The sequence below is a fragment of the Biomaibacter acetigenes genome, from assembly GCF_003691585.1.
Classification (GTDB): Bacteria; Bacillota; Thermosediminibacteria; order Thermosediminibacterales; family Tepidanaerobacteraceae; genus Biomaibacter; species Biomaibacter acetigenes.
Genome location: NZ_CP033169.1, coordinates 2,031,418 through 2,048,112, shown reverse-complemented (window position 1 = coordinate 2,048,112; position 16,695 = coordinate 2,031,418). Strand labels below are relative to the sequence as shown.

The following is a 16,695-nucleotide window of genomic DNA, read 5'->3' as shown; positions in this document are numbered from 1 at the left end:
TTTCAACTGGGGGATATTAAAAATGTTTAATAATAAGAAATGGAGGTATGATAAGATGTCTCATTGCTGCAGTCATGGTCCGGTTAGATCGGACATTACACTGAATGTGGCAGGCATGTCCTGCGCCCACTGCAAAAAAGCCGTGGAAACCTCGGTAGGAGTTTTGCCGGGGGTTTCTAAAGTAGAAGCCATAGTGGACCAGGGTAAGGTAAACGTATCCTTTGACCCTTCAAAGATAAACCTGGATGACATAAAGAAAGCTATCGAAGATGCGGGATACGATGTACAGGAGTAAGAACTTTATGGAAAAAGTTTAAGGATGATAGATCATGAAAAATGGTACAGTAAAAGTAAAAAGTAAGCTAGATGGAAACCACAAAGAAGATGAGGATATAAAGAAAATATCAGAACCGGTGAAAGGATATTTTAAAGCCGGGGAAAATTCTGTTGTCAATTTAAGTTGTAAAACCCGGGTACTTGCAAGGATCCTTGAAGAAAAATCGCATTTAGAAAAAAACAAAAAAGATTGATATCATCATAGAAAGGACAAAGATTTTATAAGGTAAAGCACCTTATAAAATCTTTTTTAATGCCTTTCCTTTAGGGAATTTTTCCACTTGTTTTGGTTGGAATAAAATGTTACACTAAGTTTAGATTAAAGCAGGCGGGGATGTTTTATGGTGACTAAAGGAGATAAAATCCTCATAGTCTTTATACTGATCAGCGCCGTTTTAATATTTGCAGGGTTTCAGGCTTACGGCTTCGGCGGTGGCAAGACTTATGCCGTCATAGAGGTAAATGGACAACCTTTTCAGAAAATATCCCTGGGCCAGGGTGGTCCAAAGCTGCAGGTTAAGGTACCAGGGGTCTTAGGGGAAAGCATAGTGGAAGTAGATAAGGATAAAGTGAGGATGCTTTATTCCCCGTGTCCCGACAAGGACTGCGAACGTCAGGGCTGGGCAAGCCGTCCCGGTCAGATGTTAGTTTGCCTGCCGAATAGAGTCGTGGTTAAAATTCAGAGCGACAGGGCTCAAAACGATCTAGATGCTGTAAGCTTTTAAAGCAAATGTAAAGGATGAATAAATTTGGTTAAACACCAGAAGATAATATATCTCTCCCTTCTTGTAACTTTCGGCCTTGTGCTTCACATCATAGAAAATATGATACCCGTGCCCTTTCCAATACCCGGTGCAAAACTTGGCCTTGCCAATATTATTTCACTTCTGGCCATAGTGATGTACGGCGTTAAAGAAGGACTAACGGTAAATATTCTCCGGTGCCTTATTGGGGCTCTGCTGACAGGTTCCATGTCAAGCCTTCTATACAGCCTATCAGGAGCTGTTCTGAGCACACTGATGATGGCCCTGTTTTATAAATATTTTAGAAAGGTCTTCAGTCTGGTGGGGATAAGCATCGTTGGCGGAGTTACACATAATATTGCCCAGGTAACAGTGGCAAGCATTATTCTTTCTACTTTTGGGCTTTACATCTACCTGCCGTTTTTGATGGTAATCGGTCTTTTTACCGGTTTTTTTACGGGCCTGGCGGCATTTTTTATAAGCCAGAACCTTTTTATTACGCTTAATAAATTCAATTTGCCGGGAGAGGAGAGGATAAAAAGATGAAACGAAATTATCGTAGCACTGCATTACTGGTTATAATATTACTGGTGGGTTTGGTAATAGGAGGCGTTTTGGGACAGGTTTTAGGAAAATATGTGCCCCTTCTTGCCTATGGTAAAAGCATCGGCCTTTCCCCCACAAAACTGGATATGGGCATTGCTACGATGACTTTTGGATTTAACATTAACCTTAATCTTGCGGCGGCTGTAGGGCTGATCATTGGTATACTTTTGTACCAGCGCATGTAGAGGCGATGAATGTGTCAAAAAAAATAATTCTTGCATCGGCTTCACCAAGGCGAAAACATCTCTTGTTGCAGCTTGGCCTTGATTTTACCGTAGATCCCAGCGGCAGTGAAGAAAGCATCCATTTACACCTGCCTCCTAATCTTATAGCAGTCACCCTGGCGGAAAATAAGGCAAAAGATGTCGCCCGGCGGCATAAAGATGGTCTTATCCTTGGCGCCGATACAATTGTTGTGATAGATGGCCTAATTCTGGGAAAACCCCGGGATAAAGAACAGGCCATGGAGATGCTTTCCCGCCTGAGCGGCCGGTGGCATTCGGTTTATACAGGCATAGCTTTAATAGATGCAAAAACCGGCGGGCAAATTAAAGATTATGAGGAAAGCAAAGTCAAATTTAAAAACCTTTCCCAAAGGGAGATAGAAAACTATATAAATACTGGTGAACCCCTTGATAAAGCTGGGGCTTATGGCATTCAGGGCAAGGGGTCGCTGCTGGTTGAGAAAATTGAGGGATGTTATTATAATATAGTGGGATTGCCTTTGTTCAAATTAAACACCCTACTTGCGGAATTTGGCATCGAAATACTTTAATATCAGGAGGTAATCTTTTGACAAAAAGTTTTACCATAAAGGATTTACCAAAAGAAGAACGCCCCAGGGAGCGCCTGGAACGATACGGAGCACAGGTATTAAGCGATGCAGAGCTTCTGGCTCTCCTGATCAGGACAGGCACTCCTACCGAGTCCGCCCTGGTTCTGGCTCAAAGGATTTTAAAGGGAGATGGTGCAAAATCCGGTCTGGCCTTTGTTGCCGACAGTAGCATAGAAGAGCTTTCCAAAATTAAAGGCATAGGCCTGGCAAAATCCGTACAAATAAAGGCCGCAGTTGAACTTGGACGCAGGATTTCTTCATATACCGGACAAAATCCGACAGTTATAAACACACCTGTTGATGTAAAAAATTTACTTATGGAGGAAATGAGGTTTTTAGAAAAAGAACATTTCAAGGTTATATTGTTAAACATAAAAAATCATGTGATTTCCGTTGAGGACGTATCCGTAGGAAGTCTTAACTCCTCTATCGTACACCCTCGGGAAGTCTTTAAACCGGCTATCAGGAGAAGCAGCGCTTCCATGATACTGGTTCACAACCACCCGAGCGGAGATCCCGCCCCAAGCCGTGAAGATGTAGAAATCACCAGAAGGTTGATTGAGGCTGGGAAGATACTGGGCATAGAGGTTGTTGACCATGTAATAATAGGTAATGGCGTATATATAAGTCTTAGGGAAAAAGGAATAATATAATAAATAAAAACACGAGGCGACTAGAAAGGAGAAAAATTTTTCATGGTTTCATTTTTCAATATGCTATCAAAGGATTTGGGCATTGATCTGGGTACTGCAAATACGCTGGTTCATGTGAGGGGAAAGGGCATAGTTTCGAGGGAACCTTCTGTGGTAGCCATCCAGAGAGACACTGGAGCTATTCTGGCTGTAGGGGATGAAGCTAAACAGATGATAGGCCGCACTCCAGGCAATATCATCGCCATTCGTCCCATGAAAGACGGAGTTATCGCAGACTTTGATGTGACTCAAAGCATGTTAAAATATTTTATCTCAAAAGCCCTGAGAAGCAGGACATTCATAAAGCCAAGGGTTGTGGTTGGCGTGCCTTCCGGTGTTACTGAGGTGGAAAAGCGGGCTGTAATTGACGCCACACTTCAAGCGGGAGCCCGGGAGGCCTATATTATAGAAGAGCCCATGGCTGCAGCCATTGGTGCGGGGCTCGAAGTCAATGAGCCTACGGGAAACATGGTGGTTGACATCGGCGGTGGTACTACCGAAGTAGCTATTATTTCCCTGGGAGGCATAGTCACCAGCAAATCCATCCGCATCGGCGGAGATGAGATGGACGAATCCATTGTATATTACATTAAAAAAGAATATAACCTCATGATTGGTGAACGTACGGCAGAAGAGATAAAGATATCCATCGGTTCTGCCGCCGGCGGACCCAAAGAAGAATCCATGGAAGTTAGGGGAAGAGACCTTGTAACAGGCCTTCCAAAAACCATAAAGGTTACTTCCGAAGAAGTCAGGACAGCTCTGGCGGAACCTGTCAACAACATAGTCGATGCCATAAAAGTAACCCTGGAGAAAACTCCCCCCGAACTGGCGGCGGATATTATGGACCGCGGCATAGTTATGACCGGTGGAGGTTCACTTTTGTCCGGCCTGGATAAACGGGTGAATCAGGAAACAGGGATGCCCGTGCACATTGCCGAAAATCCCCTGGATTGTGTGGCTATGGGAACAGGCAAAGTGCTTGAGGGCCTGGATACATGGAGACGGGCGCTGATTTCTCCTAAGAAAGTAGGTTAAAGGGCGTGGTATTTTTGGTGCGTCTGTTTAGGAGCAAAAGATGGTGGTTTCTGGCCCTCATTCTGTCAGTGCTCATTTTTACTATAAATTTTACAGCCAAAAATAAAGATCTTTTTAACAGGTTAGGGCTTCCGGTTATAACTGCCATTAGCCCAGCTCAAAAAGTTTTGTATACAGCTAGTTTAACAATAAAAGAAGGTTTTAGCACCATTCCTGAAATGTTTGCCCTGAAAAAACAAAATGAAGAGCTGCGAAAACAGGTCAAGGAGCTTGAACAATACAAACAGCGGTTTTTAGAATACCAGAGGGAAAACATTAATCTCAGAAGTATGCTGGGTTTAAAACAACGTAATTTTCAATATGAACTGGAAGCGGCGGAAGTCATAGGCAGGGACCCCGGAAACTGGTTCAATGTGATTTTAATTGACAAGGGAGAAAACAATGGCATAAGGAAGGATATGGCTGTAATCACAGATCAAGGCCTGGCAGGGTATACAATCAGTGTAGGGAAAAACTATGCAAAAGTGCTTCTGATAACCGATGACCGGAGTTCGGTCAGTGCCATGATAGAACGCACACGGGATAATGGCATACTGAAAGGAACCATAGATCCAGCTCCAAGAGGTTTTGTGAAAATGGTTTTTTTGCCCCAGGAAGCCAACCTCGTCAAAGGTGACGTGGTGATATCCTCCGGTCTGGGGGGTATTATACCCAAGGGAATTATAATAGGAGAAGTGGTGGAGGCAAAGAAAGAACCGTATGACCTAATGCAGTATGCAATAGTAAGACCCGAGGTAGACTTTCAAAAACTTGAACAGGTATTTGTAATTAAAAGCCAGAATGGTAACCAGGGAGGTAGCAATCCTTGAGAATGATGGCATATGTTTTTATAATGGTTATACTCCTGGTTTTCCAATCTACTGTCATGGAACTTTTTAAAATCGGGGGAATTAAACCGGACCTGCCCCTGGTTTTCGCCTTATGCTGCTCACTGGTAAAAGGAGAGAACATGGGGGCATTTATGGGGTTTGTCAACGGTATTTTAGAAGACATAGTTTATGGCAGGTTTTTGGGTTTTAATGCTCTAATAAAATTTCTTACCGGTTATATCCAGGGATATTTTACCAGGGATATATTCAAGGGTCCGGCTATTATCACCATGAGCCTTACTTTTCTGGGAACCCTGGTATACAATATTATATTCATTTTTTTAAGTTTGATTTTTAAGGAGATAACAAATCCATGGTATTTTTTCACGCCGATTGTTCTTCCGTCGGCTCTTTTTAATATGATAATTTCACCCTTTGTATATTACGCAATAGTAAAAATAGAGCGATTTTTCGATTACTATTTCAATGTGAAATATTGAGCCTTGAGGGGATCACCGTGGATGTAAAAAAGCTGGAAAAACGTTTATATATTTTCATAAGTGCTGTTGTATGCGTATTCGTATTTTTAACCGCCGGCCTTTCTACACTTCAGATTGTTAAGGGCGACGAATATGAAAAACTGGCCCAGGAAAACCGTATAAGGCTTATCCCTGTTACGGCTCCTCGCGGTGTTTTTAAGGATAGGTACGGGAGGGAACTTGTCAACAACCGCCCCAGTTTTACGGTATCATATATGAATGTAAATTCAAAACCAGATGAACAGGACAGGGTTTTTCAAACATTGGGCCAGATTCTGAAGATTCCACATTTCACCGATGTATCAAACGAAAAATATGTGCTGGATGAAAAAGGAGAGTTTTTGTTAAACCAGATACCGATTGTGGACTTGAACGGAGACGGAAAGCTGGACCAAAATGATGTGAAGATCTTTGAAGAGGCTTCGGGTAAACAAGTTATACCCCAAAAAATAGACTTTTCCACAGGTAAAATAAGCCTTAACTTGAAGCCTGGCGCCCAGGTGCTTGCCACATACCGTTATGACACCTTCAGAAACAGAATAAGGGACCAGGGATATAAAAAGTACATGCCTGTACGTTTAAAAACCGATGTGGATTTTCAAACGATCTCCAGAATCGAGGAAAGCCGTCTTCCCGGTGTGGTTATTGAAGTGGAACCCATTCGGAATTACCTGTATGGAAATATTGGTTCCCATATTTATGGATATGTGGGCGAAATTAATCGAGAAGAACTTCAATCACTTAAAGATAAGGGCTACCGGCCGGGAGACTTGATAGGTAAGATGGGGCTTGAAAAAGTGCTGGAACCTTATTTAAAAGGGAAGGACGGCGGGCAACAGGTGGAAGTGACATCTACCGGCAAACCCATTAAAGTATTAGGGCAGGAACCGCCTATTCCCGGAGATACCGTAAATCTTACCATTGATGCCAGGTTACAGCAGGTGGCAGAAAATGCCCTGCGGGAAGAATTATTAAAGCTGCAAACAGATAAATACAAGCCATTTCCGAATGCAAAAAAGGGTGCCGTGGTGGTTCTCAATGTTAAAACCGGTGAAGTACTGGCAATGGTTAGCGTCCCGGACTTCGATCCCAATATGTTTGCCCGGGGAATTACTCAGAAAGAATGGCAAAGTCTTGTCAATAACCCACTGAGACCCATGGTCAATACCGCCATAGCCGGGACATATCCGCCCGGTTCTGTATTTAAGATGGTAACTGCTACTGCAGCGCTGGAAAATAAGGTAACCACAGAGAAAGAATATATATACGACCCCGGAGTTTACTGGACCATAGCGCCCAAAAAAGATTGGAAGCCCGGCGGCCATGGCACTGTAAATATTGTGAAAGCTCTTGCCCAGTCGTGCAATATATTTTTCTATGAAATGGGAAGGCGCTTGGGAATAGATAATATAGAGAAATATGCCAGGATGTATGGTCTGGGAAAACTTACGGGCATTGAACTGCCGGGAGAAAAAGAGGGAACGGTGGCCAGCAGGGATTACAAAGCGAGTGTTTTCAAACGTTCGGAAGATAAGGTCTGGTATCCCGCTGAAACACTGGATGCGGCCATAGGCCAGGGTTATCATAGCTTCACACCGCTGCAGATTGCCGACTATGTTGCAGCGATTGCAAACAACGGCTACTGGATGAAACCGCATATAATAAAATCCATAGTGGATGCCAGCGGTAAGGTGGTGCTGGAAAAGAAACCGGAGATAGCGGGAAGAGTGGATGTTTCTTCAAAGACCTTTGAAATAATAAAGAAGGGCATGAGGGGAGTAGTCTCACCCGGGGGTACCGCTTATTCGGCATTTGCCAACTTTCCCATTCCGCTGGCCGGAAAGACGGGAACAGCTCAATGGGATCTGACAAAAGACCCGCATGGATGGTTTGTAGCCTTTGCACCTTTTGATGACCCGGAAATCGCTGTAGCAGTATTCATAGAACAGGCGGGTTCCGGCGGAAGTACAGGTGGCCCCGTGGCCAGAGCCATACTGGAAACTTATTTTCATCTTAATGAAAATATCAAGCAGGAAGATTACCTTGTTCAGCCGTAAAACCGGAATCTTTACAGATTCTGGTTTTTTTACATGAAAAAGAAGGAATTACCTGTTTTATGAAGAATAAATATGTTATGCAAGCGTTGGAGGGAATTGTTATGGCTATTGAACCTGTGATAATAAAAGGTAACCGGGATGGTATCAGTATAATACTGGAAAAATGTGCCGATTTTGAGAGCACCAAAAATGCCATTTATGAAAAACTAAAAAGCGGCAAAGATTTTTTCGCCGGTAGCAGGGCTCACATAAAAGTAAAAAACGGAACTTTAAGCCCTGAAGAATACATGAATCTTGAACAGCTCTTAAAGGAATTCGACATGAGCCTGCAAAAGCAAGCGCCTCCAAAAACCTTTATTTTTCCGAGACAATCCCGTAACCGCATTTTACTTTTAAAGAAAACTGTGAGGTCGGGACAAAAAATATCCTATAAGGGAACCATTGTGATTCTCGGGGATGTTAATCCGGGAAGTGAAATTGTAGCTGCAGGGGACATCCTGGTAATGGGTGTATTAAGGGGTATGGCGCACGCAGGAGCCCGCGGAGATATGTCGGCAATTGTGGCGGCTTTCCGGCTTCAGCCCACCCAGCTCCGAATAGCCGGTATCATTTCAAGACCCCCGGAGGAGAAGCAAGAGGTGCCGCAATTCCCTGAAATAGCACGCTTGAAAGACAAAGCCATTATAATAGAACCATATTACCAGTTAAATTTTGAAAGCATAAAAAGAAAACAGGAGGGGATTAAATGAGTCAGGTATTGGTAATTACTTCAGGAAAGGGAGGGGTTGGGAAGACCACAACCACAGCAAACATCGGGACAGGCCTTGCTCTTTATAAACACAGAAAGGTTGTAATGGTAGATGCGGATATCGGACTGAGAAATCTGGATGTTGTAATGGGGTTGGAGAACAGGATTGTTTATGACCTGGTAGATGTAACTCATGGGATATGCAGGTTAAAACAGGCCCTTATAAAGGACAAGCGCTTCGAAAATCTTTATCTTTTACCGGCAGCCCAGACAAAGGATAAGACAGCAGTAACACCGGACCAGATGAAGAAATTATGTGATGAACTGCGCAAGGATTTCGATTATGTGCTCATAGACTGTCCCGCTGGAATAGAACAGGGTTTTAAAAACGCCATAGCCGGAGCCGACAAAGCCATTATAGTTACAACCCCTGAAGTATCTGCCGTGAGAGATGCAGACAGAATAGTCGGTCTTCTGGAAGCATCGGGTTTTGAAGAGCCTAAACTGTTGATTAACCGAATCAGGCCCGACATGGTGAAGCGCGGCGACATGATGAATATTGATGATATGATAGATATCCTGGCCATAGAGCTTTTAGGAGTGGTTCCCGAAGATGAAAAAATCGTGGTATCCACCAACCGTGGGGAGCCTGCTGTGGCAGACGAGGCCTCAAGAGCAGGCCAGGCTTATAGGAACATAACCCGGCGCATTGAGGGAGAAGATGTACCCTTGATGACCATAGAAGAAGTTGAACCCACCTTTATGGACAAGCTGCGCATGTTGTTTGGATTAAAAGCCCGCACAGCGAAAGGGGAGGGAGCCAGATGGACTTTTTAAAAATTTTTGGTAGGGAAGATGTGGCCAGCAAGGATATTGCCAAAGAAAGATTACGCCTGATCCTCGTCCATGACAGGGCTAATGTATCGCCAAAATTTCTTGAAATGATTAAAGGCCAGTTGATCAACATCATTTCCGACTATATGGAAATTGAAGAAGACGGTATGGAAATTAAACTCACAAGGATGAAGAAGGATGAAGAAACTACAGTGCCGGCGCTGGTGGCAAATATCCCTATAAAAAAGATGAAGCACCTGGCGAAAATTTGAAGGAGGATATTTTTCCGTGAAAATTGGACAGGAAGTTTTTGCCCTGGATATTGGAACCAGGACAGTGGTGGGTCTGGTGGTACGAAAACAGGAAAAAGGTTATGAGATACTGGCTCATAAAGTTCTGGAACATAAGGGAAGGGCTATGTACGACGGCCAGATACATGATGTTGAGGCTGTGGCAGGCAGCGTCAGGCAAATAAAGGAATCCCTGGAAAGCATAATGGGCAAAAAACTGGAAAGGGCGGCGGTGGCAGCTGCAGGCAGAGCCCTGTATACCGTGGAAGCCGTGGCCGGAAAAAATACCTCACCTTTTGTGGAAATCACCAGGGAGGATATAGACTGTCTTAAAGCCGATGCCCTGGCCAATGCCATAAAGTCCATATCGGGGAAAAATGCTTCCGACGCTTTTGCGGATTATCATTGCGTGGGCTACAGCATAGTAAAGTGGTTCCTGGAAGATGAGGAACTGGATAATCTTGTAGGGCAGAAAGGCCGTTCAATTTCGGTTAAAATTGTAGCGACCTTTCTTCCCAGGTCTGTGGTTGAAAGCCTGCTGACAGTATTGAAGAGGTGCGGCCTTGAACTTTACAGCATCACACTGGAACCCATAGCTGCCGGGTCCGTTGTGATTCTTCCCGGCATGAGAAAGCTCAACATAGCATTGGTAGATATAGGTGCGGGAACTTCCGATATTGCCATTTCTAGAGATGGCAGCATTTTTGCCTATGGTATGGTGCCTATGGCCGGTGATGAGATAACAGAAAAGATATGTGAGACGTACCTTCTGGACTTTAATGAAGGCGAAAGAGTAAAGCGAGAACTTTTGACAAAGAGAAAAGTATGTTTTCAGGATATCTTAGGCCAAAACCATGAGCTTGACACAAAGGATATTTTAGAAGCGGTAAAAACATCTACTTATCAGTTATCCTCCGAAATAGCTCAAAAAATATTGGGACTTAACGGCAAGGCTCCAGCAGCCGTGATATGCGTGGGCGGGGGCAGCCTGATGCCGGGCCTTGCGGAATGCATTGCCGCTCAACTAGATTTACCCAAAGATAGGGTCGGAATAAGGAGCAGAGAAAACATCGCCTTTGTGGGAGGACAGGAGGAACTCTCAGGACCTTTTGCAGTGACTCCGGTGGGGATCGCCGTCAATGCCCTGGAAGGCACTACCCTATCCTTTATTAATGTAAAGGTGAATGATATAGCGGTAAATATTCTTGGACAGGATAAACCCACAGTTTTAAAAGCATTGCTTCATGCTGGATTTACTCCGGCACAGATTTTTGGCATACCCGGGATGGCTTTGACTTTTAAATTAAACGGGGACCTGAAAGTGGTTAAAGGTAAAATGGCAAAACCGGCTGAAATTATGATAAATGGGAAGAAAACAGGGCTGGATGCCGTGATTTCCGATGGGGATGTCATTGCGTTTAAACCTGCGGTGGACGGTGAACCGGGTAGGGCAAAAGTGGGAGATTTTATTAATGATGATGATAAAATCAATATAAAAATAAACGGCCGCGATTTTTGTATAAACCCGGATATAATCATTGATGGTAAACCGGTTACTCCCGAAGAAGACATAATGGATAATGCCTCGATAACCCTCAGGATAAAAAAGCTTATTTTAAGCGACATCTTCAATATTATATCTTTTAAACCTGACGGCATGGCAGGCAAACTTGTCATGAAAATAAACGGATGTGACGCCGGCTTTGCCAGCCCGGTACAAAATGGCGATGAAATAGATATATACTGGAAAAACATACCCTCTTGAAAAATAAAAAGATATCTTATAGTCATTTTTAATTTGTGGTATAATGGTTATCGGGTTTTTCGGGAGGCATTTTATATGAATTATAAACTATTAAAAAATATAGAATATCACATATTGATAGTGATTGTAATCATAACAATTATTAGTATTTTAATCATAAGCAGCGCCACTCATGCCACCGCTCCGGGGGGGAATTTCCATTACACCAAAATGCAGTTTATTTGGTTCTGTCTTGGCCTTGTGGCCATGTTTTTTATAATGGCGGTGGATTATCATACAATTGCCCAATGGTCGAATGTTATTTATGCCGTCAATCTTGGTATGTTGATAGCGGTAATGATATTAGGCCGGGAAAGCATGGGAGCCCAGCGATGGATTCCCCTTGGTCCGTTCAGCCTTCAGCCTTCGGAATTTGCAAAGCTTGCCCTTATTATTACCCTTGCAAAGTATTTGGACAGGAAGAAGTCTTTAAATAATATAAAAGATGTAGCTTTGGCTTTTTTTCATGTGGGCATACCTCTTATACTTATTATGAAGCAGCCGGATTTGGGCACTTCACTGGTTTTGCTTGCAATTCTATTCGGTATGATATTTGTGGCGGGTATAAGTTTCAAACTTTTTGGAGCCATTATAGGAATAGGCGTGATGTCTCTTCCCCTGCTGTGGAACTTTTTACATGACTATCAAAAAAAAAGAATTCTGGTTTTTTTAAATCCAAATCTGGACCCACTGGGGGCCGGTTACCATGTAATTCAGTCAAAGATTGCCATTGGTTCGGGTAAACTCCTGGGGAAGGGTCTGTTCCAAGGAACCCAAAATCAGCTGGACTTTATCCCCGAACAGCATACAGATTTTATTTTCGCGGTTTTGGGAGAAGAATTGGGCTTTGTAGGGGGAATGTTGCTGCTTGTTTTGTTTTTTCTATTGATATACTATACCATCCAGGTAGCCTTTAAAGCCAGGGACTTGCTGGGGACCTACATGGTCATCGGTATAGCCACGATGTGGACTTTCCAGGTGATGGTGAATATAGGGATGACTCTGGGAATAATGCCCGTGACAGGAATACCGCTGCCCTTTATGAGCTATGGAGGAAGTTCCTTTCTGATGAACATGATGTCCGTGGGCCTTGTGTTAAATATCGGTATGCGGCGACAGAAAATATTGTTTTAAAATGCTCTTTTAAAGGAGCATTTTTTTGTAATAACGAGCTTGTTATAAAATAGATATATATAAGAATTATATGGGGGTGCGCAAGATGTATTATAACTATTATGAACGCAGTCCTAAAAAAAACTGGCTTAATATGCTGGATTTGAAAAAGGTACTTATATGTGCGCTACTGCTGATAGCCGTAATCCTGCTTAAAAAAATCGACACCCCATTTACAAATCTTGCGCTTTCCAAGATAGACTATTATGTTTTTAAATATACATATGATTTTAAAAATCTGGCAGATACCCTCAAGGAGCTCCCCCAGGTGGCGGAAAGTGTCCCTGTTTTTAAGCAAACGGCCTCAAAATCTCTTGTTCTTCCAGTGTCGGGTGACATCACTTCGGTTTTTGGAAAAAGGATACATCCCGTTTTAAAAGTTGAAAGAATGCATAACGGTATTGATATAGCCCAAAAGGAAGGAACTCCTGTAAAAGCTGTTCTTGATGGAGTTGTTGCTTCTGTGGGAGAAGATCCGGAGCTGGGGCGTTTTATAAAGCTGAATCATGATGGAGGTCTTGCGACGGTTTATGCACACTTGAAGGATGTTTATGTAAAACAAAATGAAATTGTCAAACAGAGTTTCATAATAGGGACCGTGGGCAAGAGCGGCCTGGCAGACTCACCCCACCTGCATTTTGAAATATTAAAGAATGATGTTCCCCAGGACCCTGAGAAATGGTTAAATATACCTTAATACGGGTGGTATCATGACTTTTAAAATCCTGGAGATGGATATTAATATCGACTTTTTTTTTGCCCTTATAATATTTTCTTCCTTATTTGCGGGATTATGGGCCCAGATGATTGCTGCCTTGATGGCCCTGGGGTTTCATGAGATGGGACATGTGATATCAGCCCGGGCTATGGGCATAAAAGTAGAAAAGATAGACATTTTACCTTTTGGTGGAAGAATAAAGATAGCAAATCTAGATGAAGCAGTCCCTGAAGTTGAAATGCTGACTGCACTGGCAGGCCCCATGGCTAATTTTGCTGTATCGGTTTTTTTATTGTTTTTAATTAACCAGAGTGTAATATCACCCAAAACAGGAAATAATTTTATTAATTATCAGTTGATGATAGGGCTTTTTAACATGTTACCGGCCCTTCCTTTAGATGGCGGAAGGGTTTTTGTTTTATGGCTCAGACAGCATATGAATTTTATATCGGCGGTACGCGTGGCTGCCGGACTCAGCAAGGCTCTTGCACTGGTAATGTTTCTGGCTGCTGTCATAGGCTTATTTATGAGTAGGTTTTTTATCAATTTTATCATTGCCGGATTTTTTTTGTTGATATATGCATCAAAAGAACAAAAGGAAGCCCCTTTATTTTTTATTAAACATATAGCCAGAAAAAAAGAAATACTGTTTAAGAAGGGATTTTTACCCATAGAAGGTCTCGCAGCCGTGGAAAAAACCCCGGTAAAACAACTGCTGTACGAGTTTATGCCTCACAAATACTATTTTGTTTATATTCTGGATAACGGCATGAAAATAAAAAAGTATTTGACTGAAACGGAAATATTTGACAAAATAATACAGGAAGGATTAGACATAAGATTAAAAGACCTGATATAATAAATAGGGAATAATACATATAGATTTTTTTTGGGAGGCATGACATTGGACATAAATCGGTTGCTGGAAGATATTCTGCCCCGGGTATCAAAACCCACCAGATATATAGGTAACGAATATAATAGCATCCATAAACCTGTGGATAAGGCAAAGGTTCACGTGGTCCTGGCATTTCCGGATATTTATGAAGTGGGAATGTCTCATCTGGGTATCAAGATACTGTACCATTTGCTAAATGAACGGGAAGATATATATGCAGAAAGGGTTTTCGCCCCCTGGGTAGATTTTGAAGAGCTCATGAGGCAAAAACAAATACCGCTTTTTAGTCTTGAAAGCAGGACCCCTCTTAAAGAATTTGACTTTTTAGGGTTCACACTCCAGTACGAAATGAGTTATACCAATATAGTGAATATGCTGGACCTGTCGGGTATTCCGATTTTTTCAAAAGACAGGGCGGATGAGCATCCTATTGTTATGGCAGGCGGTCCCTGTGCATATAACCCCGAACCGCTGGCTGACATAATAGATTTTTTTGTCATAGGGGAAGCGGAAGAAGCAATTCTTGAAATAATGGATTTGTACAAAAGTTTCAGGGAAAGGACTGAAAACCGAAGAGAATTTCTAGAACGGGTTGCCTGTATTCCCGGGGTTTATGTGCCATCATTATATGATATAACATATAATGATGACGGGACTATAGATAAATTTTTACCCAAAAAAGCTGGAATTCCCCACAGAATTCAAAAGCGAATCATTGAAAATCTGGACGAGGTATTTTATCCCACCAAATTTGTTGTCCCTTATATGGACATTGTGCATGACAGGGCTATGTTGGAAATTTTCAGGGGCTGTACCCATGGTTGTCGTTTCTGCCAGGCAGGAATGATTTACCGGCCTGTAAGGGAAAAATCTGTGGAGCGGCTTGCAAAACTTGCAAGGGATATCATTGACTACACCGGGTATGGGGAAATCTCTCTGGCATCCTTGAGCACCAGCGATTATTCGGCATTAAAAGAGCTTACCGAAATCCTGACCGATGAATTTCGAAGCTGCCAGGTAGGGCTCTCCCTGCCATCCCTCAGAATCGATGCATTTTCTATCCAGCTTGCCCAAAAAGTCCAGGAGATTAAAAAGAGCGGGCTTACCTTTGCACCGGAAGCCGGGACTCAAAGACTGAGAGATGTGATAAACAAAGGGGTTACGGAGGAAGACCTGATGTCCTCGGTCAGGGATGCTTTTTTCCTGCGGTTGGAATACTGTGAAACTCTATTTTATGATCGGCCTTCCTACGGAAACCGATGAAGACCTTGAGGGGATAGCAAACCTTGCCCGGGGCGTGGTAGATGTCTACAGGCAGGTTAAAGGTTCTACCCATGGATTGAGAGTGACCGTGAGCACATCTACCTTTGTTCCCAAGCCCTTTACGCCTTTTCAATGGGAATCCCAGATACCACTTTCAGAAATTGAAAGGCGCCAGAAATTGTTAAAAACATTATTAAAATCAAAAAACATTTCATACAGCTGGCATGACGGAAGATTGAGCTTTTTGGAAGCTGTTTTTTCAAGGGGCGATAGGAAACTGGGGAAAGTCCTGAAAATAGCCCATGAAAAGGCTGTAGGTTCGATGGCTGGAATGACCTTTTCTCTTTTGAAAAATGGATGGGGGCCTTTAATGAAGCTGGAATTTCCCCGGAGTTTTATGCAAGCAGAGAAAGAAAAGCGGAAGAGGTATTCCCGTGGGAAATCATAGACCCCGGTATTGACAGGAGATATCTGAAGAGGGAACGGGAAAAATCCAGAAAGGGTGAAACAACTCCCGATTGCAGGTTTAACCGGTGTCATGCCTGCGGTATCATGCGGCTGAAGGGTGGTGGGCTTTGTGAAACTCAGAATGAAATTTGAAAAGGCCGACCCGGTAAAGTACATTTCCCATCTTGATATGATGCGGGCTTTTGAACGGGCGTTCCGCAGGGGTGGACTCCCCCTGGCATTTTCGGAAGGTTTTACTCCACATCCCAGGTTAACTTTTGCTCCAGCGCTATCTGTCGGAGTTACCAGCAGCGGCGAATACCTGGACGCGGAGTTTTATGAAGATATCCCCGCTGAGGAGGTAATATCCCGCTTAAATTCCAGTTTACCCGAGGGGCTGAAGGTACTAAAAGCTGGTTTTTCCGATGATAAATACGATCTTTCAAAAATAAACGCCGCATCATATACCGTAGCAGTATCAGGAGATTTCTCAAAGGAGGATATGGAACAAACGGTGAAAGAGCTTTTAAATCAAAAACAAATAATCGTAGACAAAGTTTCAAAGGATAAAGTCAGAAAAGTGGATATCGCTCCCCTTATCCATTGCATTAATGTATTGAGTGAGGATGACGGTGAGGTTTTGCTCAGGATGGAAGTTGCAGTGGGGCAGGGTGGCAGCGTTTCTCCTGATATGATAATAAAGGAATTGGGGAAATACCTTTCTGAAGAAATAAAAGTAAAACATATTCATAGGGAAAACCTCTTTTTAAAACAGGAAGGTATTAATTTACCGCCATTATGACAA

At 42.9% G+C, this 16,695-nt stretch carries 19 protein-coding genes and 1 pseudogene; all 20 read left to right on the top strand.

Annotated features, from left to right (window positions below):
• The first annotated feature begins 22 nt into the window (after positions 1-22).
• Entirely contained in the window at positions 23-295 is a 273-nt protein-coding gene (copZ, locus tag D2962_RS10540) for a copper chaperone CopZ (protein ID WP_245984601.1), read from the top strand.
• A 34-nt stretch (positions 296-329) separates the two neighbouring features.
• Positions 330-530 (top strand): hypothetical protein, encoded by a 201-nt coding sequence (locus tag D2962_RS10535; protein WP_120765892.1) that lies wholly within the window; start codon positions 330-332, stop codon positions 528-530.
• Positions 531-677: 147 nt separating this feature from the next.
• Positions 678-1,061 (top strand): NusG domain II-containing protein, encoded by a 384-nt coding sequence (locus D2962_RS10530; RefSeq protein ID WP_120765893.1) that lies wholly within the window; start codon positions 678-680, stop codon positions 1,059-1,061.
• Positions 1,062-1,085: 24 nt separating this feature from the next.
• On the top strand, positions 1,086-1,625 hold the full coding sequence (locus D2962_RS10525) for a Gx transporter family protein (RefSeq protein ID WP_122014945.1): 540 nt from the start codon (positions 1,086-1,088) through the stop codon (positions 1,623-1,625).
• The gene (locus tag D2962_RS10520) at positions 1,622-1,870 is read left to right on the top strand and encodes a DUF4321 domain-containing protein (RefSeq protein WP_120765895.1); all 249 of its coding nucleotides are present in this window, start codon (positions 1,622-1,624) and stop codon (positions 1,868-1,870) included. Before D2962_RS10525 ends, D2962_RS10520 begins: the two co-directional genes overlap by 4 nt.
• A gap of 11 nt (positions 1,871-1,881) precedes the next feature.
• Complete coding sequence (locus tag D2962_RS10515) at positions 1,882-2,460, top strand: Maf family protein (protein ID WP_120765896.1); 579 nt, start codon at positions 1,882-1,884, stop codon at positions 2,458-2,460.
• A gap of 17 nt (positions 2,461-2,477) precedes the next feature.
• Positions 2,478-3,173: a RadC family protein gene (gene radC, locus D2962_RS10510; protein WP_122014944.1), complete on the top strand. Its 696-nt coding sequence runs from the start codon at positions 2,478-2,480 to the stop codon at positions 3,171-3,173.
• Positions 3,174-3,215: 42 nt separating this feature from the next.
• The gene (locus D2962_RS10505; RefSeq protein ID WP_120765898.1) at positions 3,216-4,250 is read left to right on the top strand and encodes a rod shape-determining protein; all 1,035 of its coding nucleotides are present in this window, start codon (positions 3,216-3,218) and stop codon (positions 4,248-4,250) included.
• A gap of 17 nt (positions 4,251-4,267) precedes the next feature.
• Entirely contained in the window at positions 4,268-5,119 is an 852-nt protein-coding gene (gene mreC / locus D2962_RS10500; protein WP_245985071.1) for a rod shape-determining protein MreC, read from the top strand.
• A gap of 2 nt (positions 5,120-5,121) precedes the next feature.
• The gene (mreD, locus tag D2962_RS10495; RefSeq protein WP_245985068.1) at positions 5,122-5,619 is read left to right on the top strand and encodes a rod shape-determining protein MreD; all 498 of its coding nucleotides are present in this window, start codon (positions 5,122-5,124) and stop codon (positions 5,617-5,619) included.
• 17 nt (positions 5,620-5,636) lie between these two features.
• Positions 5,637-7,715 (top strand): penicillin-binding protein 2, encoded by a 2,079-nt coding sequence (gene mrdA, locus D2962_RS10490; RefSeq protein WP_122014943.1) that lies wholly within the window; start codon positions 5,637-5,639, stop codon positions 7,713-7,715.
• Positions 7,716-7,816: 101 nt separating this feature from the next.
• Entirely contained in the window at positions 7,817-8,464 is a 648-nt protein-coding gene (minC, locus tag D2962_RS10485; protein ID WP_120765902.1) for a septum site-determining protein MinC, read from the top strand.
• The gene (gene minD, locus D2962_RS10480) at positions 8,461-9,300 is read left to right on the top strand and encodes a septum site-determining protein MinD (RefSeq protein WP_120765903.1); all 840 of its coding nucleotides are present in this window, start codon (positions 8,461-8,463) and stop codon (positions 9,298-9,300) included. The genes minC and minD overlap by 4 nt, the downstream gene beginning before the upstream one ends.
• Positions 9,288-9,569: a cell division topological specificity factor MinE gene (gene minE, locus D2962_RS10475; protein WP_120765904.1), complete on the top strand. Its 282-nt coding sequence runs from the start codon at positions 9,288-9,290 to the stop codon at positions 9,567-9,569. Before minD ends, minE begins: the two co-directional genes overlap by 13 nt.
• Before the next feature lie 16 nt (positions 9,570-9,585).
• Positions 9,586-11,352 carry a cell division protein FtsA gene (locus D2962_RS10470; protein WP_122014942.1) on the top strand — a complete coding sequence of 589 codons (1,767 nt, stop codon included), beginning with the start codon at positions 9,586-9,588 and terminating at the stop codon, positions 11,350-11,352.
• Positions 11,353-11,427: 75 nt separating this feature from the next.
• Positions 11,428-12,525, top strand: coding sequence for a rod shape-determining protein RodA (gene rodA, locus D2962_RS10465; RefSeq protein WP_120765906.1), 1,098 nt, complete (start codon positions 11,428-11,430; stop codon positions 12,523-12,525).
• 85 nt (positions 12,526-12,610) lie between these two features.
• Positions 12,611-13,261 carry a M23 family metallopeptidase gene (locus D2962_RS10460; protein ID WP_122014941.1) on the top strand — a complete coding sequence of 217 codons (651 nt, stop codon included), beginning with the start codon at positions 12,611-12,613 and terminating at the stop codon, positions 13,259-13,261.
• Positions 13,262-13,274: 13 nt separating this feature from the next.
• Complete coding sequence (locus tag D2962_RS10455; protein ID WP_120768956.1) at positions 13,275-14,141, top strand: site-2 protease family protein; 867 nt, start codon at positions 13,275-13,277, stop codon at positions 14,139-14,141.
• A gap of 39 nt (positions 14,142-14,180) precedes the next feature.
• A pseudogene (locus tag D2962_RS10450) lies at positions 14,181-16,043 on the top strand (TIGR03960 family B12-binding radical SAM protein).
• Complete coding sequence (locus tag D2962_RS10445; protein ID WP_120768952.1) at positions 16,021-16,692, top strand: TIGR03936 family radical SAM-associated protein; 672 nt, start codon at positions 16,021-16,023, stop codon at positions 16,690-16,692. The pseudogene D2962_RS10450 and the gene D2962_RS10445 overlap by 23 nt, the downstream one beginning before the upstream one ends.
• The last annotated feature ends 3 nt before the right edge of the window (positions 16,693-16,695 follow it).

Bases quoted from the DNA above. Each gene is read 5' to 3' on its own strand.
- D2962_RS10505 (WP_120765898.1), top strand. From the start codon at position 3,216: ATGGTTTCATTTTTCAATATGCTATCAAAGGATTTGGGCATTGATCTG.
- minE (WP_120765904.1), top strand. From the start codon at position 9,288: ATGGACTTTTTAAAAATTTTTGGTAGGGAAGATGTGGCCAGCAAGGAT.
- mreD (WP_245985068.1), top strand. From the start codon at position 5,122: ATGATGGCATATGTTTTTATAATGGTTATACTCCTGGTTTTCCAATCT.
- D2962_RS10460 (WP_122014941.1), top strand. From the start codon at position 12,611: ATGTATTATAACTATTATGAACGCAGTCCTAAAAAAAACTGGCTTAAT.
- D2962_RS10455 (WP_120768956.1), top strand. From the start codon at position 13,275: ATGACTTTTAAAATCCTGGAGATGGATATTAATATCGACTTTTTTTTT.
- D2962_RS10520 (WP_120765895.1), top strand. From the start codon at position 1,622: ATGAAACGAAATTATCGTAGCACTGCATTACTGGTTATAATATTACTG.
- D2962_RS10535 (WP_120765892.1), top strand. From the start codon at position 330: ATGAAAAATGGTACAGTAAAAGTAAAAAGTAAGCTAGATGGAAACCAC.
- rodA (WP_120765906.1), top strand. From the start codon at position 11,428: ATGAATTATAAACTATTAAAAAATATAGAATATCACATATTGATAGTG.
- minC (WP_120765902.1), top strand. From the start codon at position 7,817: ATGGCTATTGAACCTGTGATAATAAAAGGTAACCGGGATGGTATCAGT.
- D2962_RS10530 (WP_120765893.1), top strand. From the start codon at position 678: ATGGTGACTAAAGGAGATAAAATCCTCATAGTCTTTATACTGATCAGC.
- copZ (WP_245984601.1), top strand. From the start codon at position 23: ATGTTTAATAATAAGAAATGGAGGTATGATAAGATGTCTCATTGCTGC.
- minD (WP_120765903.1), top strand. From the start codon at position 8,461: ATGAGTCAGGTATTGGTAATTACTTCAGGAAAGGGAGGGGTTGGGAAG.